19 protein-coding genes and 1 tRNA gene are annotated in these 22,754 nt (G+C 70.6%); 8 read left to right on the plus strand and 12 right to left on the minus strand.

All coding sequences use genetic code 11. The annotated features are described in order from the left end of the window. Positions 1 to 98 precede the first annotated feature (98 nt). Positions 99 to 2,318, plus strand: coding sequence for an NADP-dependent isocitrate dehydrogenase (locus ACZ9QC_RS04125; protein WP_472918868.1), 2,220 nt, complete (start codon positions 99 to 101; stop codon positions 2,316 to 2,318). Between the two features lie 105 nt (positions 2,319 to 2,423). On the opposite strand, the gene ACZ9QC_RS04130 is transcribed toward ACZ9QC_RS04125, so the two are convergent. Beyond that, on the minus strand, positions 2,424 to 3,392 hold the full coding sequence (locus ACZ9QC_RS04130) for an alpha/beta hydrolase (protein ID WP_472918869.1): 969 nt from the start codon (positions 3,390 to 3,392) through the stop codon (positions 2,424 to 2,426). A 274-nt stretch (positions 3,393 to 3,666) separates the two neighbouring features. Between ACZ9QC_RS04130 and ACZ9QC_RS04135 the strand changes: the two genes are divergently transcribed. Next, complete coding sequence (locus ACZ9QC_RS04135) at positions 3,667 to 4,086, plus strand: MarR family winged helix-turn-helix transcriptional regulator (protein ID WP_472921594.1); 420 nt, start codon at positions 3,667 to 3,669, stop codon at positions 4,084 to 4,086. Positions 4,087 to 4,213: 127 nt separating this feature from the next. Further along, positions 4,214 to 5,200, plus strand: coding sequence for a glycoside hydrolase family 43 protein (locus ACZ9QC_RS04140; protein WP_472921595.1), 987 nt, complete (start codon positions 4,214 to 4,216; stop codon positions 5,198 to 5,200). 101 nt (positions 5,201 to 5,301) lie between these two features. Here the strand turns inward: ACZ9QC_RS04140 and ACZ9QC_RS04145 are convergent, their stop codons facing one another. Beyond that, positions 5,302 to 5,844: a peptidoglycan-binding domain-containing protein gene (locus tag ACZ9QC_RS04145; RefSeq protein ID WP_472918870.1), complete on the minus strand. Its 543-nt coding sequence runs from the start codon at positions 5,842 to 5,844 to the stop codon at positions 5,302 to 5,304. 268 nt (positions 5,845 to 6,112) lie between these two features. Between ACZ9QC_RS04145 and ACZ9QC_RS04150 the strand changes: the two genes are divergently transcribed. Further along, complete coding sequence (locus tag ACZ9QC_RS04150; protein WP_472918871.1) at positions 6,113 to 7,414, plus strand: helix-turn-helix domain-containing protein; 1,302 nt, start codon at positions 6,113 to 6,115, stop codon at positions 7,412 to 7,414. A 75-nt stretch (positions 7,415 to 7,489) separates the two neighbouring features. On the opposite strand, the gene ACZ9QC_RS04155 is transcribed toward ACZ9QC_RS04150, so the two are convergent. The 9 genes from ACZ9QC_RS04155 to ACZ9QC_RS04195 all read right to left on the minus strand — a co-directional run bounded on the left by ACZ9QC_RS04155 (position 7,490) and on the right by ACZ9QC_RS04195 (position 17,384). After that, positions 7,490 to 8,683, minus strand: a complete 1,194-nt coding sequence (locus tag ACZ9QC_RS04155) for an ABC transporter ATP-binding protein (RefSeq protein WP_472918872.1) — start codon at positions 8,681 to 8,683, stop codon at positions 7,490 to 7,492. A gap of 90 nt (positions 8,684 to 8,773) precedes the next feature. Then, positions 8,774 to 9,607 carry a carbohydrate ABC transporter permease gene (locus ACZ9QC_RS04160; protein WP_184902218.1) on the minus strand — a complete coding sequence of 278 codons (834 nt, stop codon included), beginning with the start codon at positions 9,605 to 9,607 and terminating at the stop codon, positions 8,774 to 8,776. Further along, entirely contained in the window at positions 9,607 to 10,566 is a 960-nt protein-coding gene (locus tag ACZ9QC_RS04165) for a carbohydrate ABC transporter permease (RefSeq protein ID WP_472918873.1), read from the minus strand. The genes ACZ9QC_RS04160 and ACZ9QC_RS04165 overlap by 1 nt, the downstream gene beginning before the upstream one ends. A 70-nt stretch (positions 10,567 to 10,636) precedes the next feature. Then, positions 10,637 to 11,965, minus strand: coding sequence for an ABC transporter substrate-binding protein (locus ACZ9QC_RS04170; protein WP_472918874.1), 1,329 nt, complete (start codon positions 11,963 to 11,965; stop codon positions 10,637 to 10,639). A 235-nt stretch (positions 11,966 to 12,200) separates the two neighbouring features. Continuing rightward, a tRNA-Pro gene (locus tag ACZ9QC_RS04175) sits at positions 12,201 to 12,274 on the minus strand. 325 nt (positions 12,275 to 12,599) lie between these two features. Then, entirely contained in the window at positions 12,600 to 13,511 is a 912-nt protein-coding gene (locus ACZ9QC_RS04180) for a YceI family protein (protein ID WP_472921596.1), read from the minus strand. A 106-nt stretch (positions 13,512 to 13,617) separates the two neighbouring features. Beyond that, on the minus strand, positions 13,618 to 14,685 hold the full coding sequence (locus ACZ9QC_RS04185) for a maleylacetate reductase (protein WP_472921597.1): 1,068 nt from the start codon (positions 14,683 to 14,685) through the stop codon (positions 13,618 to 13,620). A 5-nt stretch (positions 14,686 to 14,690) separates the two neighbouring features. Further along, complete coding sequence (locus tag ACZ9QC_RS04190) at positions 14,691 to 15,587, minus strand: intradiol ring-cleavage dioxygenase (RefSeq protein ID WP_472918875.1); 897 nt, start codon at positions 15,585 to 15,587, stop codon at positions 14,691 to 14,693. Positions 15,588 to 15,605: 18 nt separating this feature from the next. After that, positions 15,606 to 17,384, minus strand: a complete 1,779-nt coding sequence (locus ACZ9QC_RS04195; protein ID WP_472918876.1) for an FAD-dependent oxidoreductase — start codon at positions 17,382 to 17,384, stop codon at positions 15,606 to 15,608. A gap of 192 nt (positions 17,385 to 17,576) precedes the next feature. Between ACZ9QC_RS04195 and ACZ9QC_RS04200 the strand changes: the two genes are divergently transcribed. From ACZ9QC_RS04200 to ACZ9QC_RS04210, 3 genes are all read left to right on the plus strand, one after another. After that, complete coding sequence (locus tag ACZ9QC_RS04200) at positions 17,577 to 19,418, plus strand: sigma-54-dependent Fis family transcriptional regulator (RefSeq protein ID WP_472918877.1); 1,842 nt, start codon at positions 17,577 to 17,579, stop codon at positions 19,416 to 19,418. Between the two features lie 206 nt (positions 19,419 to 19,624). Then, on the plus strand, positions 19,625 to 20,476 hold the full coding sequence (locus ACZ9QC_RS04205) for a class II glutamine amidotransferase (RefSeq protein ID WP_472918878.1): 852 nt from the start codon (positions 19,625 to 19,627) through the stop codon (positions 20,474 to 20,476). Further along, positions 20,473 to 20,829: a hypothetical protein gene (locus ACZ9QC_RS04210; RefSeq protein WP_472918879.1), complete on the plus strand. Its 357-nt coding sequence runs from the start codon at positions 20,473 to 20,475 to the stop codon at positions 20,827 to 20,829. The genes ACZ9QC_RS04205 and ACZ9QC_RS04210 overlap by 4 nt, the downstream gene beginning before the upstream one ends. Before the next feature lie 197 nt (positions 20,830 to 21,026). Here the strand turns inward: ACZ9QC_RS04210 and ACZ9QC_RS04215 are convergent, their stop codons facing one another. Next, positions 21,027 to 21,734, minus strand: coding sequence for a class I SAM-dependent methyltransferase (locus tag ACZ9QC_RS04215; RefSeq protein WP_472918880.1), 708 nt, complete (start codon positions 21,732 to 21,734; stop codon positions 21,027 to 21,029). Positions 21,735 to 21,884: 150 nt separating this feature from the next. Here ACZ9QC_RS04215 and ACZ9QC_RS04220 point away from each other — a divergent pair, with 150 nt between their 5' ends. Further along, positions 21,885 to 22,751 (plus strand): oxygenase MpaB family protein, encoded by an 867-nt coding sequence (locus ACZ9QC_RS04220; RefSeq protein WP_472918881.1) that lies wholly within the window; start codon positions 21,885 to 21,887, stop codon positions 22,749 to 22,751. Positions 22,752 to 22,754: the final 3 nt, after the last annotated feature.

Below are 22,754 nucleotides of genomic sequence, written 5' to 3' on the forward strand. Positions count from 1 at the left end.
GTCGTGGCGGTCCCCACTCCCCGCCCCCTGTCGAGCAGCTCCACCGTTCGAGATATCTTGATGTCGAGCAATGTTGCAGACGTGGAGCGGAGCACCCGGTGACTGACTCGACCATCATCTATACGCACACTGACGAGGCGCCCGCCCTGGCGACCCACTCGTTCCTGCCCGTGATCAAGGCGTACGCCTCGCAGGCCGGTGTCTCCGTCGAGACCCGTGACATCTCGCTGGCCGGGCGCATCATCGCCGTCTTCCCGGAGTACCTGGAGGAGGGCCAGCGCATCCCCGACGCCCTCTCGGAGCTGGGCGAGCTGGCCAAGACGCCCGCGGCGAACATCATCAAGCTGCCGAACATCTCGGCGTCCATCCCCCAGCTGAAGGCCGCGATCGCCGAGCTGCAGGGCCAGGGCTACGCGCTGCCGGACTACCCGGACGACCCGAAGTCCGACGAGGAGCGCGAGATCCGCGCCCGCTACGACAAGATCAAGGGTTCCGCCGTGAACCCGGTCCTGCGTGAGGGCAACTCGGACCGCCGCGCCCCCGCCTCGGTCAAGAACTACGCCAAGACCCACCCGCACCGCATGGGTGCCTGGTCCGCCGACTCCAAGACGAACGTCGCGACCATGGGCGAGAACGACTTCCGCTCCACCGAGAAGTCCGCGGTGATCTCCGAGGCCGGCTCGCTGAAGATCGAGCTGGTCGGCGACGACGGCTCCACCACCGTGCTGCGCGAGTCCGTACCCGTCCTCGCGGGCGAGGTCGTCGACGCCTCCGTGATGCGCGTCGCCGCGCTGCGCGAGTTCCTCACCGCGCAGGTCGCCCGCGCCAAGGCCGAGGGCGTCCTGTTCTCCGTGCACCTCAAGGCCACGATGATGAAGGTCTCCGACCCGATCGTCTTCGGTCACGTGGTGCGCGCCTTCTTCCCGAAGACCTTCGCGAAGTACGGCGAGACGCTGGCCGCGGCCGGTCTCTCCCCGAACGACGGTCTGGGCGGCATCTACAAGGGCCTGGAGGCCCTGCCGGAGGGCGCCGAGATCAAGGCCTCCTTCGACGCCGAGCTCGCCGAGGGCCCGGCCCTGGCGATGGTCGACTCCGACAAGGGCATCACCAACCTGCACGTGCCGTCCGACGTCATCGTCGACGCCTCGATGCCGGCCATGATCCGCACCTCCGGTCACATGTGGGGCCCGGACGGCCAGGAGGCCGACACCCTCGCGGTGCTCCCGGACTCCTCGTACTCCGGTGTGTACCAGGTCGTCGTCGACGACTGCCGCGCCAACGGCGCCTACGACCCGTCGACCATGGGTTCCGTCCCGAACGTCGGCCTCATGGCTCAGAAGGCCGAGGAGTACGGCTCCCACGACAAGACCTTCGAGATCCCGACCACGGGTACGGTCCGCCTCGTCGACCAGGCCGGCAACGTCGTGATCGAGCAGACGGTCTCCGCCGGTGACATCTTCCGCGCCTGCCAGACCAAGGACGACCCGATCCGCGACTGGGTCAAGCTGGCCGTCACCCGCGCCCGCGCCACCGGCGACCCGGCCGTGTTCTGGCTGGACGAGACCCGCGCGCACGACGCCAACCTGATCGCCAAGGTCAACGCCTACCTGTCGGAGCACGACACCGAGGGCCTGGACATCCGCGTCCTCGCCCCGGTCGAGGCCACCAAGCTGTCGGTGGAGCGCATCCGCCGCGGCGAGAACACCATCTCGGTGACCGGCAACGTGCTGCGCGACTACCTCACCGACCTGTTCCCGATCCTGGAGCTGGGCACCAGCGCCAAGATGCTGTCGGTCGTCCCGCTGATGGCGGGCGGCGGCCTGTTCGAGACGGGCGCCGGCGGCTCCGCCCCGAAGCACGTCCAGCAGCTGGTCAAGGAGAACTACCTGCGCTGGGACTCCCTCGGCGAGTTCTTCGCCCTGGTCCCCTCCCTGGAGCAGTATGCGACGGCCACCGGCAACACCAAGGCCAAGGTCCTCGCCGACACCCTGGACCGCGCCACGGCGACCTTCCTCAACGAGGACAAGTCCCCCTCGCGTCGCGTCGGCGGCATCGACAACCGCGGCAGCCACTTCTACCTGTCCCTGTACTGGGCCCAGGAGCTGGCCGCCCAGACCGACGACGCGGACCTGGCCAAGGCGTTCGCCCCGCTCGCCGAGACCCTCACGACGAACGAGCAGCGAATCGTCGACGAGCTGATCGCCGTCCAGGGCAAGCCGGCCGACATCGGCGGCTACTACCAGCCCGACCCGGCCAAGGCCGCCGCGGTCATGCGCCCGTCGACCACCTGGAACGAGGCACTGGCGAACTTCGCCTGAGCCTCGCCGTAGAACCCCCGTGCGGACCCTCCGGTCCGCACACCGCCGCCCCGGCCGGGATCACTCCCGGCCGGGGCGGCGTGCTTTCGCGGGGGCGTACGCCGGTCAGACCGTGCCGAGCGCCGCACGCAGGGTGGCGATCGCCTGGCCGATGGCGGCCTCGGCCGCGTGCGTCCCGCGCAGGGCGTTCAGCATGACGAAGTCGTGGATGATCCCCTGGTACCGCACGGCGGTCACCGGCACCCCGGCCTCACGGAGCTTGTTCGCGTACGCCTCGCCCTCGTCGCGCAGGACGTCGGCCTCGGCGGTGATCACGAGGGCCGGCGGCAGCCCTCGGAGCTGCTCGGCCGTGGCGCGCAGCGGTGAGGCGGTGATCTCGGCGCGCTCCTGCTCGCTGATCGTGTACTGGTCCCAGAACCACCGCATGGCGTCGCGCCGCAGGAAGTAGCCCTCGGCGAACCGGCGGTAGGAACCGGTGTCGAAGGCCGCGTCGGTGACCGGGTAGAAGAGCACCTGCTGGACCAGGGGCACATCGCCCCGCTCCTTGGCCATCAGGGTCAGCGCGGCGGTCATGTTGCCGCCGACGGAGTCACCGGCCACGGCGATCCGGGTGGCGTCGAGGCCCCGGCCTGCGCCCTCGGCGACGATCCAGCGGGCCACCGCGTAGTTCTGCTCGATGGCGACCGGGTAGCGGGCCTCGGGGGAGAGATCGTACTCGGGGAAGACGACCGCGGCCCCCGCGCCCACGGCCAGCTCGCGCACCAGCCGGTCGTGGGTGTGGGCGTTGCCGAACACCCAGCCCGCGCCGTGGATGTAGAGGATCACCGGCAGCACGCCCTCGACGCCCGCCGGGCGGACGACACGGGCCCTGACCTCGCCGGTGGGCCCGCCCGGCACGGTCACCCACTCCTCGTCCACGGCCGGCTTCGCGATGTCGCCCGACTGCACCTCGTCGACGACCTTGCGGCCCTCGACCGGCCCGAGGTCGAAGAGGTACGGCGGGTTCGCGGTCGCCTCGGCGAAGGCCGCGGCGGCGGGTTCGAGGACGGGGCGGGGGGTGGTGGTCTCGGTCATGACGATCTCCTCGCGACGGGTGCGGCGGACAGGTTGGGGCGATGCCGTTCGCCGGATCGGCGGCACACCAAGACAGTAGCGCTCGATTAAGTCGTGCACAACTAATATGCGCACCATTTACTGCCGCCCGATTTCTTCGTACCCGATAGAGTGGAATGGCCCGCGGGTAGGGTGGGAGATCGTCATGCAGAGCACGGGACCGAGGAGCGACACCGTGAGCACAGCCGGCGACATCGTGACCGCTGCCGGGGCGGAATCGACACAGGGGCACACACTGCTCCTGGACGACCAGCTCTGTTTCGCCCTGTACGCCGCCTCTCGCGCGGTGACCGCCCGCTACCGGCCCCTGCTGGACGAGCTGGGGCTGACCTATCCGCAGTACCTGGTCATGCTGGTGCTCTGGGAGCAGGACTCGATCTCCGTGCGGGACCTGGGCACGGCGCTCCAGCTGGAGTCCAGCACCCTCTCCCCGCTCCTGAAGCGCCTGGAGGCCGGTGGCCTGCTGCGCCGCGAGCGCCGTACGGACGACGAGCGCTCCGTCTCCATCCGCCTCACCGACGCCGGCGCCCGGCTGGAGGAGCGGGCCCGGACCGTCCCCGTGGACATCGGCGAGGCCATGGGGCTCTCCCCCGAACAGCACACGATGGCCAAGCAGTTGCTGCGGCTGCTCACGGCCAACGTCAACCGCACGTGACCTGCCGCGGCCCCCGACGGACGAGACGGGCCAGGGCCCTCGACGGACATGACGGGCCGGGGCCCCCGGCGCATACTGTTCGACCGTGATCGAATCGACGCACCGGCCCGAGCTGCGGCTTCCCGACATGCCCCTGCACGATCCGTTCGTGGTCGCCGACGACACGACCCGCACGTACCACCTCTACACGTCCAACGACCCGGCCGTCTCGGGTGTCGACGGGACCGGCACGATGGTCTACCGCAGCACCGACCTGCGGCACTGGACCCGCCCCGTCGTGGTCTTCCGGACGGCCGACCAGCCGGGTATCTGGGCGAGCGACGGCGCCTGGGCACCCGAGGTGCACGCGTGGGACGACCGGTACTACCTGTTCACCACGCTGCACGACGAGAACAGGCCACTGGAGGTGCCGCCGCCCAACCGGTGGGGCACGCCGTTCCGGCTGCCGAACCACATGCGCGGCACGATCACGGCCGTATCCGACTCCCTGTCGGGCCCCTTCACCGTCGTGGACCCCACGCGCCCCACCCCGCCCGAGAACCTCATGACCCTCGACGGCACGCTCTACGTCGACCCGTCCGGGCAGCCCTGGATGGTGTACGCGCACGAGTGGCTGCAGACCGTCGACGGCACCATGGAGGCGATCCGGCTGGCGCCCGACCTGACCCGGACCATCGGGGACCCGGTCTTCCTCTTCAAGGCCTCCGACGCGTCCTGGCTCACCGAGCAGATCCCCGGCGGAGTGCCGCACCAGCTCGCGCCGTACATCACCGACGGCCCCCAGCTGTACCGGACGCCCGACGGCTCCCTGCTGATGCTGTGGTCGACGTACGAGAAGAACATCGCCGGTGCCGACGGCACCATCAGCGGCGGCTACGTACAGACCTACGCCGTCTCCCGGTCGGGCGACCTCACCGGGCCGTGGGACCAACAGCGGCCGCTGGTACGGGAGGACAGCGGCCACGGCATGCTGTTCCGCACGTTCGACGGGCAGTTGATGCTGATCGTCCACCGCCCCTTCGAGAACGCCCGGGGCAAGCTCTACGAAATGGCGTTCGTCGGCAGCGAGTTGCGGGTGCTGCGCAGGCGTGCCGATCTCGACGGCGGCGGCTGACCCGGGACGCGCGACCGCCGCGCATGCCCTCCCCCGAGAGGGGCATGCGCGGCGCGTCGTCACCGTTCGGGGCCCACCCGGCGCGGGTCGGCTCGGGTCGGTCAGGTGCAGGACAGGTAGTTGTAGCCGGCGAGCCGCGTGTTGCCGTCGCCGTCGGGGAAGCTGTAGTTGCCGTCCGCGTTGCGGCTGAGGTTGAAGTCGCGCACGATCCCGTCGTAGCGCAGGTTCGCGGTGTAGCCGTCGGCGGTGCTGCCGGACACGAAGTAGAGCCACTTGTCCATGTGTCCGAAGGTCTCCTGGCCGACCGATCCGTCGACGCCGAGGGCGAAGTACCGCTGGAGGTCCTCGGTCGCGGCCTTGGTCTTCGAGCCGAACTTGCCGTCGACGTCCGCGGCGGAGTCGAGGAAGCCGTCCGCCCAGAGGATCTTCTGCCACAGGCAGGTGGCGTTGGAGTTGGTGTGGGTGTTGGTCGACAGGATGCCCTCGTTGCCCCAGTCGTCGGTGTAGCTGTCGGCACCGTAGACGTAGGCGAGCCCGCTGTACGTCCCGCTCGCGGCGGCCGGCGTGGTCCCGAGCGCGAGGGCGGCGGTGGCCACGACGCCGACGGTGCAGGCGGCCAGCTTGAATCGCGTGCGCAAGCTCATGGGAGTCCTCTCTACGAGCCACCGGACCGGTGCCCGGCGAGCACCGCAGACTCTGGCGACGAGGGAGCCGGCGCGGCAAGGAAAACCACAGGTCACGGGAGAGTGGGATGCCGCCGCCCGCGCCGCCTGGGCGTTTTCCGTGGCTCTGGGACGCCGGTGGGACATCGGTGAGCCACGCACCGAACACACACACGACGAACACAAGATGCGCACGAGGTGAAAATGCTCTAGGGTCCGATCTCCAACTGACCGACTACAGGGGTAACTTGTGACAGCCACCGTCGATCCGGAACGATTCGCGGCGTTCCTGCGGTCGTTGAAGGAGCGGTCGGGCCTGAGTTACGAGGCGCTCGCCCAACGCACCGGCAGCAGCAGATCCTCCCTCCACCGCTACTGCTCGGGTTCGTACGTGCCGCCGGACTACGGCCCTGTGCACCGCTTCGCGTTGATCTGCGGAGCCTCCCCGACCGAATTACGAGAACTCCACCGGCTCTGGGCAGTGGCCGACATGAGCCGGATGCGCGCCGAGGACGAAGGCGAGAGGGACACCGAGGGGGAAGGGAAAGCGGAAGGGGAGGAGAAGGCTCCGGAAGCGGGCCGGCCCGCCGCGGGACCTGACAGGACGGAACCGGCTCCGACGGCCGTCGCGGAACCCGGATCGACGACGGCGGATCCCGAGTCGAAGGCGGCGGCCGATGCCGAGCCTGCGGCGGCCGAGACCGTACTGTCGACGGCCGGGACCGCGGAGACCGCGGCCGAGACCGTTCCTCCGGCGGCCGGGAGCGCGGCGACCGTGGCCGGGACGGTGCCGGCCTCGGCCGGGAGCGCGGGGGCGCGGGCCGAGGCGGCGGCGGTCAGCCCGTGGCGCCGACGTGCGCTGCCGATCCTCGGTCTGTGCTTTCTCCTGCTGGTGGCCGGCGGGACCTGGATCACGCTGGCCACCCGTCAGAAGGCCGCCGCCGAGGACTCGGACGACGGACGGCTGCTGTTCTCCGCCGCGTGCGCGGAACCGGTCGGCATGGGGCAGCACGACGCCTGCGTCAAGGAGGTGCAACGACTGCTCGCCGCGGCCGGCGCGGACATCTCCGTGGACAGTTCCTTCGGGCCGCAGACCCTGCGCCGCGTCACCGCGTTCCAGGTGCTGCACGGCCTCGACCCGGACGGCGTGGTCGGCACCGAGACGAAGCGGGCGCTCTACGACCCGACGGTACGCATACGGAGCTGGTCGCCGAAGAAAGTACGCCAACGCGTCCGGCAGGTCTTCGCGGAGGACCCCGACCACGCGGTCGCCATCGCCGACTGCCAGTCCTTCCTCGACCCTCTCCACATCCTGCCGAACACCAACGGCACCCGGAACTGGGGCGTGTTCCAGATCTCCGACACCCGGCTGCGTGAACTCGGCGGCACCCCGCGCAAGGCCCTGGAACCGGAGTGGAACATCCAGGCGGCCCACCGCCTCTGGAAACGCGCGGGCGACTTCGGTGACTGGCCCTACTGCGAGCGCGCGTACACCGAGTCCTCCTCCGCAAAGCCCTCCTCGGAGCCCTCCGCCTCGGAGTCCTCCTCCTGAACGGAGAAAGCCGTACCGGTCGCACCGGTACGGCTTCGGCCTGCCGTCGCGCGCCGCCTTCCGCCTGCCGCGTCGTCAGTCCGCTCTCTCCCTCGTCGGATGCGTGAGGTTCGCTCCGGTCACCGGGTCGAACACATGAGCCTTGGCCATGTCGACCCGCAGCTCTACCGGTTCGCCCTCGCGGGCACGCGTGGCGGCGTCCAGTCGGGCCACGATGTTGTGGGTGTCGGCGCCGGTGTCGCGCAGCCCCGAGTCCTTGGCGAGTTCCTCGAGTTCGGTGGTCGTCGCGGGCCCGCCCTCCGCCGTGAAGTAGACGTACGCGTCGGAGCCCAGTGACTCCAACACCTCCACGGTGGCGGTGAAGACCGGGCCCGTCCGGTCCTGGTCGTGCGACAGGGCCACGTCCTCGAATGCCTCCGGCCGCAGCCCGACGATGACCTCCCGGGGCGCGTCCTGACGTTCCAGCGACTGCCTCGTACGGTCGTCGAGGGGCAGGTCGCCCAGGGGCGAGCGCAGGGCACCGCCCTCCAGGGTGGCGTTGAGGAAGTTCATCGCCGGGGAGCCGATGAAGCCCGCGACGAAGATGTTGCGCGGCAGGTCGTACAGGTCGGCGGGCGTGCCGATCTGCTGGACCAGTCCCTGTCGCATGACCACGACGCGGTCGCCGAGCGTCATCGCCTCGGTCTGGTCGTGGGTGACGTACACGGTGGTCGTGCCGAGGCGTCGCTGCAGCCGGGAGATCTGAGTGCGCATCTGTACCCGGAGTTTGGCGTCCAGGTTGGACAGTGGCTCGTCCATCAGGAATGCCTTGGGATCACGGACGATGGCCCGCCCCATGGCCACCCGCTGGCGCTGTCCGCCCGAGAGGTTGGCGGGTTTGCGTTCCAGGTGATCGGTGAGGTCGAGGATGCGGGCGGCCTCCGTCACCTTGGCGTCGATGGTGTCCTTGTCCACCTTGGCCAGACGCAGCGGGAAGCCCATGTTCTCCCGGACGTTCATGTGCGGGTAGAGGGCATAGCTCTGGAACACCATGGCGACGTCGCGTTCCTTGGGGGCCAGGTCGTTGACGACTCGGTCGCCGATGCGCAGGGTGCCCTCGGTGATGTCCTCGAGTCCGGCGATCATGTTCAGGGTGGTGGACTTGCCGCATCCCGACGGACCGACCAGGATCACGAACTCGCCGTCGGCGATCTCGATGTCCACGTCCCGCACGGCGACGGCCCCGTCGGGAAAACGTTTGGTGACTCCCTCGAGGATGATCTCGGCCATGGATGGTGCCTCCTTGCCTTCATGCCTTCCGGGTCCGAGTACCGCTGTCCGTGTCCCGGACCGGGGGCCCGTCCGCCGCGGTCTGCCCGTTCACCCCTTGACTGCCCCGGAGGTCAGTCCGGCGACGATCCGCCGCTGGAAGAACAGGACGAAAACGATGATCGGAATGGTGATGACCACAGCGGCGGCGGCGATCGAGCCTGTGGGCTGCTGGAACTGGGAGCTTCCGGTGAAGAACGCGATCGCGGCCGGTACGGTGCGCGCGGACTCGGTGGACGTCAGGGAGATCGCGAACAGGAAGTCGTTCCAGCAGAAGATGAACACGAGAATGGCCGTGGTGAACACGCCCGGCGCGGCCAGCGGCACGATGACCATCCGGAACGCCTGCGCGGGCGTCGCCCCGTCGACCTTGGCGGCCTTCTCCAGATCCCAGGGGATCTCCCGGAAGAACGCCGACAGGGTGTAGATCGCCAGCGGCAGGGAGAAGGTCATGTACGGGATGATCAGCCCGATCCAGGTGTCGAAGATCCCGATGATCCGCTCGATGTTGAACAGCGGTGACACCAGGGAGATCGGCGGGAACATGGCGATCAGCAGGGACATACCGATGAGTACCCGCTTGCCGGGGAAGCGCAGCCGGGCCACCGCGTAGGCCGCCATGGTGCCGAGCGCCACCGCGATCACCGTGGCGATCAGGGCGATTCCGATCGAGTTGATCAGCGCACGGGTGAACTCGGAGGTCTCGAAGATGCCCCGGTAGTTCTCCAGGGTCCAGTCCCTGGGGATGTAGTCGCCGTCCGTGAGGGTGGCGGGGTCCTTGAACGACAGCGCGGCGATCCACCACACCGGGAACAGGGCGTACAGGACCACCACCAGGTTGATGACACCCCATCGGGCGGCATGCGTCTTTCCCGCCTCGGCCATCAGTTCCGCACCTCCGAGCCCGGCGCCGCCGTGCCGAACATCTTGACGAAGGCGAAGGCGATGATCCCGACGCAGATGAAGATCAGAACCGAGATCGCCGACCCGATGCCCAGGTTCAGCGCGGTGAACAGGTTGTCGTACCCGAGGATCGACAGGGACCCGGTCCCCTGGGCGCCCGCGGTCAGGATGTAGATGTTGTCGAAGATCCGGAACGCGTCCAGTGTGCGGAAGAGCAGCGCCACCAGGATCGCCGGTTTCATCAGCGGCAGCATGACCTTGGTGAACCGCTGCCAGGCGGTGGCACCGTCCACCATGGCCGCCTTCAAGGTCTCCTCGGGGACCAGGGCGAGGCCCGCGAGCAGCAGCAGGGCCATGAACGGCGTCGTCTTCCACACCTCGGCGAGGATGATCAGCCAGAGGGCGGGCCACTGTTCGGTCAGCGGAGCCTCTCCGCTGGGCAACAGCTCGGCGAGATACCCGAGTTCCGGGGTCCAGGCGTACTGCCAGGAAAAGGCGGCGACCACGGTGACGATCCCGTACGGGACGAGGACCGCCGTGCGGACGGCGCCGCGCCAGAAGATCGTGCGGTGCATCACCAGGGCGAGTCCCATTCCGAGGACGAGTTCGATCGTCACCGACACGGCGGTGATGAAAAGCGTGACCCAGAAGGCGTCCCACCAGAACGGCGAGGAGAGCACCGCCCCGTAGTTGTCCAGGCCCACGAACTCCGCCCGTCCGGGAAAGCGCAGGTCGTACCGCTGGAGGGAGAGATAGACGGCGTACCCGATGGGGTAGGCGGTCACCGCCGTCATGACGACGACCGCGGGCGCGCAGAGCAGCCAGCCGAGCCGCCGCTCCTGTCTGGCACCCGCCGAGAGCGCCGCCCGGTCCGCCTTCACCCGCCCCTTCTCCGACGCGGGGGGCGTCGGTGCTCCGGCGGGTCGCGCCCGCGTGCTCATGTCCGGCCGCCCGAGGACGACGCCCGCGCGGTGCGGCGCGGGCCGGCGGAGTGGTGCGGTGGGCAGTGGTTCACGGGATCACACCCTCGGATCGCAGGGCATCGTCGATCTGCTCCCCGATGGTGTCGACGGAGCTCTCCGGTTCGATCCCGGACGGCGGCGACAGGGTGTGGGAGACCGCGATCGACACGTTCTGGTAGACGGGAGTGATCGGGCGCACGCTCGCCGACTCCAGGGCGGCCAGCACGTCCTTGGAGAAGGGGTACTCCTTCATGAACGCGGGCTCGTCGTACAGGCCTCGCAAGGTGGGCGGCAGACCGCCCTCGAGCGCGGCGGCGAGCTGGTTCTCCCGGTTGCGCAGGCACAGCGCCGCCTCGAAGGCCAGGTCGGGGTGGCGCGAGTAGGCGCTCACGGCCAGGTCGATGCCGCCGATGGTGGGCCGTGCCGGCCGGCCGGCGTCGACCCGGGGGTACGGCGCCCAGCGGAAGTTCTTGAACAGCTCGGGGTTGTTCGCCTTCATCGACGGATAGACGAACGGGTAGTTGAGCTCGAACGCGGCCGTCCCCGACTCCATGGCGAGGCGGTTCTGGTCCTCCATCTGGTTGGGCAGGGACGGGTCCGCGGCCGGGGACTTCGCCAGATCGCGCATGATTTCGGCGGCGCGCACCGCGGGAGGACCGAGCGAGGGCTCGGTCGCGCTCGCGTTGAGGATGGAGCCGCCCGCACTGTTGATCAGTGTGTTGAACCAGACGGTCAGCCCCTCGTACTGGGCGCCCTGGATCTCCACGAAGTGCGGTTTGCCCTGCCTGGCGAGGGCCTCGGCCATGTCCAGCATCTCGGCCCAGGTCCCGGGTGGGGTGGGCACCAGATCCTTGCGGTACCACAGGAGTTGGGTGTTGGTGTTGTACGGGACGGCGTACAGCTTGCCCTTCCACGTCGAGGTCTGCAGCGGTACGCGCAGGGTGCCCTCCTCGGCCTGCCGCTTCGCCGCCCCCGTCCACTCCCGGATCCAGCGTGCCTCGGCGAACTCCGCCGCCCAGGTGACGTCCAGGCCCAGGATGTCGAGCGAGTCGTCCTCGGCGGCGAGTCTGCGGACGAGCTGCTGGCGCTGACCGTCCGCGGCACGTGGAAGCTTGTGGTAATTGATCCTGTATCGGCCACCCGATGCCTGACTGCACTGGTCGGCCGCCTTCTGGAGCGCACCGGAGTCGTCCGGGAAGTTGTACCAGTCGAGGGTGGGCCTGCCGGAGCCCTCGTCACCGCCACAAGCGGCGAGCGCCGACGCCAGCAACGGCAGTACGGCGAACGCCCGCAGCCATCGCGTCCGTCCGCGGCATCCCTTGCGACCCTTGCGCCCCTTGCGCCCCGAAACGGGCCGACAGCCGTACCTCGCGTGCACGCGCTCCACACCTCGCTTCCGGACGGTGGACGGGACTGGGACCTCGCAGCGTCTCTCTCCCGGGCGAACACTAAAGAGCACATAAGGGAAGATCAAGCACATATGTCCGCGAGTAATCAGCTTGGATCCATCAACTCCGGTCCACAGCTTTGGTCCATCAGCTTTGGCCCCCGGAAACGGCGAAGAGGCCACCTCCGATCCCTCGGAAATGACCTCTGACCTGCTGCTTCACAAGTCGGGACGACAGGATTTGAACCTGCGACCCCTTGACCCCCAGTCAAGTGCGCTACCAAGCTGCGCCACGTCCCGTCGCGCTCGGCACGGTGTTCCGTGTGAACGCGCAGGTAAACCCTACCCTACGGACCCCTGACGCCGAGTTCGGGGCAGGCCCCGCGTCGTCCCGGCGGAGTTCGACAGCGAGGTTCGACGCTCCGGCGACGGCGAGGTAGTGGTCGGGGCCGAGCACCTCGGTCAGTCCTTCGTGCGCTGCGCGGCCCACCGCCAGGGCCCCGCGTGGTCCCCGCTCTCGGACGGGTCCGTCGCATGGTTCAGCATGCATACATCGGCTGGGAACGGCATTGAACGGTCGGCCGGTTTCGTGCGGGGGGGAGTGTCAGCGCGTCGACCTCTGGCCCTACTCCGGCGGCGTAGGTGTGTCGTGGGTGCGGTACATCGCCTGGACGTCCAGTTCGAGTTGGATGGTGGGACCCACGACGGCTATGCCTCGGGCGAGCATGGAGCGCCAGTTCAGGGTGTAGTCCTCGCGGTGGAGTTCGGACTTGGCGAGGGCGGCGCAGCGGAGTTCCTCGCCGTAGCCGCCGTTGACGGTGCCGAGGTAGGTGGTGTCGAGGGCGACGGAGCGGCTGACGCCGTGCATGGTGAGGCTGCCCTGGAGGGTCCACTTGCTGCCGCCGCGGTAGGCGAAGCGCGTGCTGGCGAAGTCGATGTACGGGAAGCGTTCGACGTCGAGGAAGTCCGCTGAACGCAGGTGCGTGTCACGGGTGTTGTTGCCGGTGTTGATGCTGGACGCGTCGATGCGGACGTGGACGCGCGAGCGCGTCATGTCCTGGTCGACCGCGAGACCGCCCTCGAAGCGTTCGAAGCGGCCGTGCACATGGGCCATGCCGACGTGTTTGGCGATGAAGCGGATCGCGGTGTGCGGCGGGTCGAAGAGCCAGGTTCCGGGCGGCGGGAGTTCGAGCGCGCGGGCCGACTGGAGCCACACCCGTTCCCGGGAGACACCGGTGTCCGCGGTGACATCGACCGTCTCCCGGTGCGGTTCCAGCCCCTCGGCCATGATCAGCACGCTGTAGGTGCCCGGCGGCAGAACGGCCGTGAAGAAGCCGTACGGGTCGGTCGCGCCGCGTGCCGCCACGCGGTGGCTGCCCAGTTCCGTCACCGTCACGTCCGCCGCCGCCATGGGCTGGTTCACGGGATCCAGCACCTCACGGAGGACGACACCCGCGCCGTCCGGCACCGGGAACAGGGCGCCCGCAGCGCCTCCGGAGGCATTTCCGCGTCGCCGCCGGAGCAGTCCGAGGGGCATGGTGTTCACCTTTCGAGTCTCTTCGTCGGCCGTCAGTCGTTCGTGCGTCGGGCGTCGGTTGTTCGCGCGTCGGGCGTCGGTTGTTCGTGCGTTGGGCGGGGCGTGGTCAGGACGACGTCTGAGGGCGGTCGCCGGCGTACGCCGCTCTCAGGATCTGCAGGGCTTCCGCCGTGGAGGTCCGGCGTGGGTTGGGGTACGCCTGGCCCGTCACCTGGGCCGCGGCCGTCGCCAAGTCGGCCTCCTTGAGGCCGAGTTCGGCGAGCGACCGGGGGGCTCCGAGGCTGCCGGCGAGGTCCCGGAGGGCTTCGGCGGCGTTGTCGGTGGACAGCGCCCGGGCGAGGGCCGTCATGGCTTCGGGGGCTGCCGGGGCGTTGTGGGCGAGGACGTACGGGAGGACGACTGTGTGGGTCTCGGCGTGCGGGAGGCCGAAGGTACCGCCCAGGACGTGGCAGAGCTTGTGGTGCAGGCCCATCGTGGTCGCGCCGAGCGCGGTGCCGCAGAGCCAGGCGCCGTACAGGGCGCGGCCGCGCGCCTCCAGGTCCCCGGGGTCGGCCGCCACACCGGGCAGCGCGCCCGCCATGGCCCGGGCTCCCTCCTCCGCCGTCAGCGACACCAGCGGCGAGGCGTCCGGCGCGTACAGGGCTTCGGCGGCGTGGGCGAGGGCGTTGATGCCGCTCGTTACGGAGAGGGGCACCGGGAGGGTGAGGGTGAGTTCGGGGTCGTAGACGACACTGCGCGGCAGGACCGACGGGGAGCGGCCGGTGCGTTTGGCGCCGTGCTCGGTCAGGCCCCAGACGGGGGTCATCTCCGAGCCGGAGTAGGTCGACGGGACGGCGATCAGCGGGAGTTCGGTGCGCAGCGCGATCGCCTTGCCCAGTCCGATCGCCGAGCCGCCGCCGACCGCCACACAGCCGTCCGCGCCCGCGGCCCGCGCCGCGCGGACCGCCTCGTCTGCCACCTCCACTGGTACGTGCTGGCGAGCCCGCGGGAACACTCCGGCGCACGCGTCGCCGAGCGCCCGCGCGACCGCCCCCGCAGTCTCGGCGCCCCTCGGTCCGCAGACCACCAACAGGGCGCGCAGACCGAGCCGTTCGGCCTCCCCCGGCACCACCGTCACCGACGCGCCGGGGCGCATCACGACCCGGACCGGCTGGGCCTCGTACACGAATTCCATCGCCGTCACGACCGCTCCGGGTGGCGTTCGGCCGGTGCGTCCGACGTGTTGAGCACGAGGTCGAAGCGAGCGTGGCGGAACGGGTTCGGGATGTCGAACCGCCGTGCCAGCGACGGGTCGTCGGTCTCCGCGAAGTCCTGGACGAGGCTCTCCTTGACCGCGAAGACCGCGTCGGAGTCGAGGTGGTCGCTGCCGGCCACGAAGATGTGCGTGGTGACCGGGGTGTGTCCCTCGGCCGAGACGATGAAGTGGATGTGCGCCGGGCGATAGGAGGGACGGGCCGTCGCCCGGAGGAGGTCGCCGACCGGGCCGTCCGTGGGGATGGGATACGGGCTCGGCACACAGGTGCGGAACCAGAAGCGGCCCTCGCCGTCCGACGTGAACAGTCCGCGGCCGTTGCCCGCCGGCTGGACGTCGGGCTGCTGGACGTCGTAGTAGCCCTCGGCGTTCGCCTGCCAGACGTCGAGGGTCGCGCCGGGCAGCGGGGTGCCGTCCGCGGACAGCACGCGGCCGCTGATCACGCATGGTTCGCCGCCGCCGACCAGGTCGATGTCGGCGCCGAGTTCCCGGACCGGGGACTCGGTCATGTGGAAGGGGCCGAGGACCGTGGACTCCGTCGCGCCGCCGCGCTCGTCGCTGTTGATCGTCTCGACGAGCATCGAGACGCCGAGGACGTCCGACAGGAGGACGAACTCCTGCCGGGTGTCCGTGCAGGCCTGCCCGGTCGCCGTGAGGAAGGCGATCGCCCGCTCCCACTCCGCCGTCGTGGGCTCGGTCTCGCGGACGAAGGCGTGGAGGTGCCGGGTCAGGGCGGTCAGCAGCTCGCGCAGGCGCGGATCGGCCGTGCCGTCGAGGCTGGCGACGACGGCCTCCGTGACGCGGGTGGTGAATTCGGTGGTCATGTCTGAAGGATCCCCCGGTCAGCCGTGCCCGAGAATGCGCCGCACCGCCCCGGTCAACAGCCGTTCGGCGTCCTCCGGGGTCGCGGCCGGCGTCGCGTGACGGAAGGCGACGTAACCGTCCGGCCGTACGAGGAGCGCTCCCCCGTCGGCGACCTCCCTGAGCCGTGCCCAGTCACCGTACGGGTCCTCGTACTCCTGGCCGGGGCCGATGACGACGGTGGCGATCTCCAGGTCCTGGGCCTTTGCGGCCCGGAGCCAGTGGGTGCCGCCGATGCCGGTGAGCAGGGTGAAGCGGCCGCGGCCGACGGTGTCGAGGGTGGAGAGGGTGCGGGTGCCGGAGGTGATCCAGGCGTGCGGGAGCTTGGCTCCGGGGCGGGAGGTCGGCTGGTGGTACAGCTCGGGGTCGCGGGCGAAGCCGGGGTCCGGCGTGCCGTCGGGGACGACCGCCGTGGAACTCTCGGCGGAGTAGCGCTGGTTGAGGTCGACGCCGTGCGCGTTGAACTCGTACACCTTGAACGCGATCGCCTCCCGGAGCCGCGCCCGCTGCTTCTCGGCCGCCTCGGTGTCGTCCTTGCGGGCGGCGATGTTGGCCCACAGCTGGTCGGGGGTCTGCGGGGAGAGCCCGTCGAGCGCCTCGAAGACGGGGGCGGTCTCGCCGATGGACTTGTTGGCGCGGGTGACGATCTGACGGCCGATCGGGGCGCGTTCGGCGGTGTAGGTGTCGAGCAGCGTGGGGGACGCGGTGCCGTCGAGGACGAGCTTGAGCTTCCAGGCCAGGTTGTAGGAGTCCTGGATGGAGGTGTTGGAGCCGAGGCCGTTGGACGGCGGGTGGCGGTGGGTGGCGTCGCCGGCGCAGAAGACCCTTCCATGGGAGTAGGTCTCGGCGTACATCTCGTTGACGGTCCAGGCGGACGACGACTTGACGGTCACCGGGATCTCGTCGTCGCCGACCAGTCTGCGGACGATCGACTCGGCGTACTCGGTGGTCAGGTCGGGGGCGCCCGCGGTGACGTCGTAGCCCCAGACGATCAGCCACTCGTTCCAGGGGCGCACGCACCGCACCAGGCCCGCGCCGATGCCGCCGACGGTGGCGCCGGGGGCCAGTACCCAGTAGAGGGTGGACGGGCGGTGCGCGGTGTACTTCGACAGGTCCATGTCGAAGACGATGTTGATGCTGCCGGCCACACCCATCTGACCGCCCATCGGCAGCCCGGCGTCCTCGGCGACCTGGGAGCGGCCGCCGTCGGCGCCGATGAGGTACTTGGCTCGGATGGTGTACTCGTCGCCGCGCAGCCGGTCCTCGACGGTGACCGTGACACCGTCGTCGTCCTGGACGAAGGACTTGTAGACCGTGCTGAAGCGCAGGTTCGTGCCGCGCGCGACGGCCGCGTCGACGAGGACGGGCTCCATGAGGTGCTGCGGCATGTCGCACATCCGGGTGGGGCTCGCCAGCTCGTGCGCGGCCTGGACGAGCGGGTCGTTGCCCCAGGAGCGGATCCGGCCCAGCTCCTCCCCCGCGAGGCTGGTGCAGAAGGTCGTGTCGCCCATCAGCCGCTGCGGGGTGGCCTTCGCGACGACCTCGTCCTCGACGCCGAGGTCCCGCAGCACCTCCATGGTGCGCTGATTGGTGATGTGGGCCCGGGGGGTGTCGGCGAGACTCGCGTAGCGGGTGACCACGATGTTCGGGACGCCGTACGTGCTCAGGGCGAGCGCGGCCGAGGCGCCCGCCGGGCCACTGCCCACGATCAGGACGTCGGTCACGACATCCGGCTCTGCGACCGGCTCGACGGTGTGCACGGGAGACGCTCCAGGGAATGAGGACAGGCACCGACCGTTCAAGATCATGGACGGTGGCGCGGGAGCGTGGGTGTCTCAATACGAGACAGTGCGTGCGGTGTGCTCGGGGTTGGTTGGTCGGGTTGGTTCGTCGGGTTGGTTGGTCGGGGTGCTTGTTGCTCCTTCAACCATGGCGGGTACGGTGAGTGGGTCGTGACCACCGCAGAGCATCTCCCCGTCGACCCTGCCATGGCGTCGCTGCGCAGGGCCCGTGAGTCGTTCCTCGAAGGCCGCCGGCTGCCGGACGGGGTGCCGGAGGAGATCGTCGCCGCCTGGAAGCGAGCCCGCTTCTTCGGCGTACGGCACGACGCCGTACGGTCGGACGACGAGTGCGGCGGCGTAGTGCCCGACGGCGATGGCCCCGGCGGCGTACTGCCGGACGAGTCGGACCTGTTGGCGGCGGCCCGGCCCGTGCTCGAACGGCTGGCCCCGGCCGTGGGCACCGGGAGAACGGCGCTCCTGCTGACCGACGAGCGGTTGCGCGTGCTGTGGGCGACCGGGCGCGCGCCCGGCGATCCGTACCACGAGGACCTCTCCGAGCAGGTGGTCGGCCACAACAGCGCGGCAGTGGCGCTGCGCACCCGTCGGCGCGCCGAGGTACACGGCCCGGAACACTTCCTCGATCTGTGGCAGGACATGTCCTCGGTCAGCGTGCCCGTGCTCGGGCCGGAGACCGGACGCACCGTGGGCACCGTGACGGTCACCTCCGAGTTGTGCGCCGCGTGCGCCCCGCATCCATGGGCCCCCCTCGCCGAGGCGGCCGCCGGTGCCGTGGAGGCGGAGCTCCTGGCGCGGTCGCGGCCGGCCGAGCGGGTGCTGCTGGACGCGTATCTGCGGGCCGCGCGGGAGCGGGGGCGTGCGGTGGTCGCCCTCGACGGCCGCAACCGGCTGGTGAGCGAGGCCGCGGGCAAGCTGTTGTCGCCGGAGGGGCTGGAGGAGCTGGAGCGGGGAGTGGTCGCGCTGCTGCGGGAGGGGGAGGACAGGGCGGCACCGGCCTGTGGGGGTGAACCGGCGCGGGGCGAAGCCCTGTTCGGGACCGGCGCGGCCTCGGACGCGTGGCGGGTCCGGCTGCCGGAGGACGTCCGGTGTTCCGCGACGGTCACCCCGGTCTCGCACCGTGGGGCGGTCATCGGCGCGGTGGCCTTCCTGGAGCCGCTCCGCGCCGACACCGTCACGCCGGTCGGGCGAGGCGGGCGGGCCGGGCAGGACGACCGGGGTGTCGTGGCGCTGGCCGGGCGCTCGGTGCCGTGGCGGCACGCGGTCGGCCGGGCCACGGAACTGGCCCGGTCACCGGAGCCGTTGCTGCTGGTGGGCGAAAGGGGGACCGGCAAAACGGCGCTCGCCCACGAACTCGCCCCCGAGTCACTGGTCGTCGACGCGGCGGAAGGCGAACTCGGCTCCGTGGTCGAGGCGTTGAAGGAAGGGCACGCGCTCCTCATCCGCCATGTGGAGCGTCTCACGCAGCCCGACACCGCGACGCTCAACTCACTCCTCGAAGCACACCCGGGCGCCCCCCTGCTGGCCACCTACACGCCCGGGGCGCCCCCGGGCCCCTGCATCCAGCGGCTCCTGGACACCCTGGCCGCCCGTTCGGTCGGTCTGCCCGCGTTGCGTGAACGCCCCGAGGACATCAGGGAGTTGCTGACGGCCCTGGCTCCGAAGCCGGCGCCCGGGCAGCCTCCGCTCACCTGGACACTGGACGCCCTGCGCGCCCTGGAACGGCATCCGTGGCCCGGCAACGTCACCGAACTCGTGCATGTCGTCCGGGCGTTGGCCGAGCAGCGGCGTGCGTCGGGGCCGGTCCGCCGGGCCGAACTGCCGGACCACGTCCGTGAGGGCCCGGCGGCCAGGCCGCTCAGCCCCATGGAGCAAGCCGAACGCTCCGCCATCCTGGAGGCCCTGCGCCGCAACGGTGGCAACAAGGCCCGCACGGCGGCGGCCCTCGGCATCGCCCGCGCCACGCTGTACCGGAAGCTGCGGGGTTATCGGAGCTGAGGGTGCGCGCGACGATGCCGCGTGTGCCGGCGCGGGGACACCGACCGCGTCCTCCCGGTCCGGCGCGTGTCCCGCCGTACACCCAGGGGCCTATCTCGTCGCGCGCCTGTCATGTGTCCCGTCGTGTGTCCCGTCGTGTGGCGATCAACGAACGGCCGCACCACCATGGGAATGCTGGTAACCCGCTCGGCAGGAGGTGGTTGGCGATGTGCCGGTGGCTCGCCTACTCGGGAACGCCCATCCTCCTCGATACCATTCTTTACGGGCCGAAGCACTCGCTCATCGACCAGAGTCTGCACTCACGACTGGGCGTGGAGACCACCAACGGTGACGGGTTCGGCGTCGGCTGGTACTCACCGGGTCTGCGGACCCCGGCGATCTACCGCGACATCGGTCCGGCGTGGAGCAACCGCAACCTGCGGGAGATCGCCGACCACGTCGAATCCCCGCTGTTCTTCGCCCACATCCGCGCCTCGACCGGTACGGCGGTGCAGCAGACCAACAGCCACCCGTTCCGGCACGACCGCTGGATGTGGATGCACAACGGGGCGATCGCCGACTTCCATCTGGTCCGGCGGGACCTCTCGCTGGCCGTGGACCCGGAGCTCTTCGCCGGCATCGAGGGGTCCACCGACTCCGAGCTGATGTTCCGCCTGGCGCTGACCTACGGCCTGGAGGAGGACCCTCCGGGTGCCGTCGCGCGCATGGCGGGTCTGGTGGAGCAGGTCGGTCACGAGCACGGGGTGGAGTACCCGCTGCAGATGACGGTGGCCGTCACGGACGGCGAGTCGGTGTGGGCCTTCCGTTACTCCAGCCAGAAGACGTCACGCTCGCTGTTCTACAGCACCCGTGTGGACACGCTGCGCTCGCTCCACCCCGACCTTGCCTTCCTGCGCGAGGTGTCCGACGAGACCCGCCTCATCGTCTCCGAGCCCCTGGGTGATCTGCCCGGCGCCTGGAACGAGGTCCCCGAGAGCAGCTACGGCATGGTCCGGCCCGGCGCGGACCTGCTGCGCCCCTTCGCCCCGCAGCCCCTGGCGGGCAGAACCCGGGTGTGACCGGGTCTCGTGACGGGGTTCAGCCGCAGCGCAGGACGCGTGGCGCGAAGGTGCTCTCGGGTCCGGCGGCCCGGCCGACCGACCATACCGACGCGGCCCGGCACCGGCGCCGACCGCAGCACCAGGACTCCCCCTCCCCCGCCACCGTCGGCTCGTCGTACCCGGTGAACGCCGGACTGTCCCAGCGCAGGAAGTCAGGGCCCGAGACGTGCGGCGGGCTGCTCCCCGGCGGGCCCCACCAGTGGGAACGGGACACCGTGCCCCAGCCCAGCGCACCGGACGTGGTGGGCGTTGCCGGCGCCGCCCGCCTGACCGGGCCGCGCCAGGCGTGGGCTACCGGCTCCGGCGGGTGAGGCGACAGCGGGTGATGCCGCCCCACGGCCGGTGACGTCGCCCCGGCGCAGGTGAGCACGAGACAGTCCATGACCGCACGGAGACCGTTCACGAGACCCCCAGGACGCGACGGTCGCACAAGCTGCTGGGGCTCACCCCACCGTGCACAGACCGCATCCGGCCGAACACAGGACCCGCTGGAGGACCGTCGCCTCCGTCAGGCGGGCGGCGCCGGGGCCTTGCGGGCGAGCAGGTGGACCTCCTGGAACTGCCGCCGGTCGGTGGGCTGCGGCTCGCGCACCAGCCGGGCCGTCTCGGCCAGACCGGACTCGCGCAGCAGCGTGGCGAGATGATCGGGCGACCACCGGTAGGCCGGCGCGACGGCGTGGTCGAAGACCTGCGTCGGGTGGGCCGGGCCGTCGGTCGCCGAGAAGCCGATCAGCAGATGGCCGCCGGGTGCGAGCACCCGGTGGAACTCGTCCAGGATGACGGGGAGTTGGCTCGGCGGAGTGTGGATGACGGACCATCGTGCGAGTACGCCGTCGAGCTCGCCGTCGCGGATGTCCAACGCGGTCATCGAACCCACCTCGAACCGCAGCTCCGGATGGGCCTGCCGAGCCAGCTCGATCATCGTGGGAGAGGCGTCGACCCCGAACGCCTCCAGCCCCGACCCGGCCAGGTGAGCGGTGACATGGCCGGGCCCGCACCCCAGGTCCGCGACCCTGCCGTCCCCGGCCGCGCGGACCACCTCGGCGAAGACACCCAACATCGCGCGGTCCAGCGGGAGATCGCGCAGCGAGTCGTGGAACAGCTGGGCGTAGGTGACGGCGGCGGCGTCGTAGGCCTCGCGGGTGGCACGGAGATCATCGAGACGGGGAGCGTCGCGATGGGGAGCGTCGCGATGGGGAGCGTCGTGTTCGGCCATGCGCGCGACGTTAGCGCCTGTCCTGCCCGACGCACGGGTCGGCTGCCTCTCCCCCACTCGACACAAACCCACACATTGACAGAATGCACACTTATGCCTGTTTAAGGATGGTATGCCGGACACTGGGCAGTAGGAGAGGGGAGGCCGAGCGTGCTGACCGTAGTCCGTGACCAACTGAGCCAGGCCCTGTTCCGCCGTGTCGCCGGACCCGACGGAGCAGCGGTGCGGGCCCGCATACACGACACCCCCGGGCCGCGCTGGTTCGGGCCCGACCGCCCGATCCGCACGGTTCACGGTGACGCCTCGATGTTCATCGGCGGGCTGAGCGCACTGCTGCTGCAGTCCCTCCACCCGCTCGCCATGGCGGCGGTGGCCGGGCACTCCGGCTACCGCGGCGACCCATGGGGCCGGCTGCAGCGCACCAGCACGTTTCTGGCCGTGACCACCTACGGCACCGCCGCGGACGCCCAGCGGGCGGTCGATCGTGTCCGCGGCATCCACGAGCGGATCCGGGGGACCACCACCGAGGGGGTGCCCTACCACGCGGCCGATCCGCGCCTGCTCGGCTGGGTGCACGCCGCCGAGACGGAGAGCTTCCTGCGCGCCCACGAACGCTACGGAGCCCGCCCCCTGGACGCCGTCGGCTACGACGCCTATGTCGCCGACACCGCGCGCGTCGCGGAGGCGCTCGGGGTGACCGACCCTCCGCGTGACCGCCGCGAGCTGTCCGAGCGCCTGTGCGCCTACCGGCCCGAGCTGCGGGCGACGCCGGAGGCCAGGGCCGCCGCCCGCTTCCTGCTGTTCCAGCCTCCCCTGCCCCTCGCGGTACGGCCCTTCTACGGCGCCCTGGCCATGAACGCCGTCGCACTGCTCCCGCACTGGGCCCGCGGCATGCTGTGGCTGCCCCGGGTGCCGGTCGTCGAGAACCTCGCCGTACGCCCCACCGGCCAGGCCGTGACGCGGACCATCCGCTGGGCCATGGCCCCGTCCCGCCCCTCCGGGCGCGCCGGGAAGTGAGGC

This window comes from Streptomyces sp. HUAS MS02, assembly GCF_055702265.1.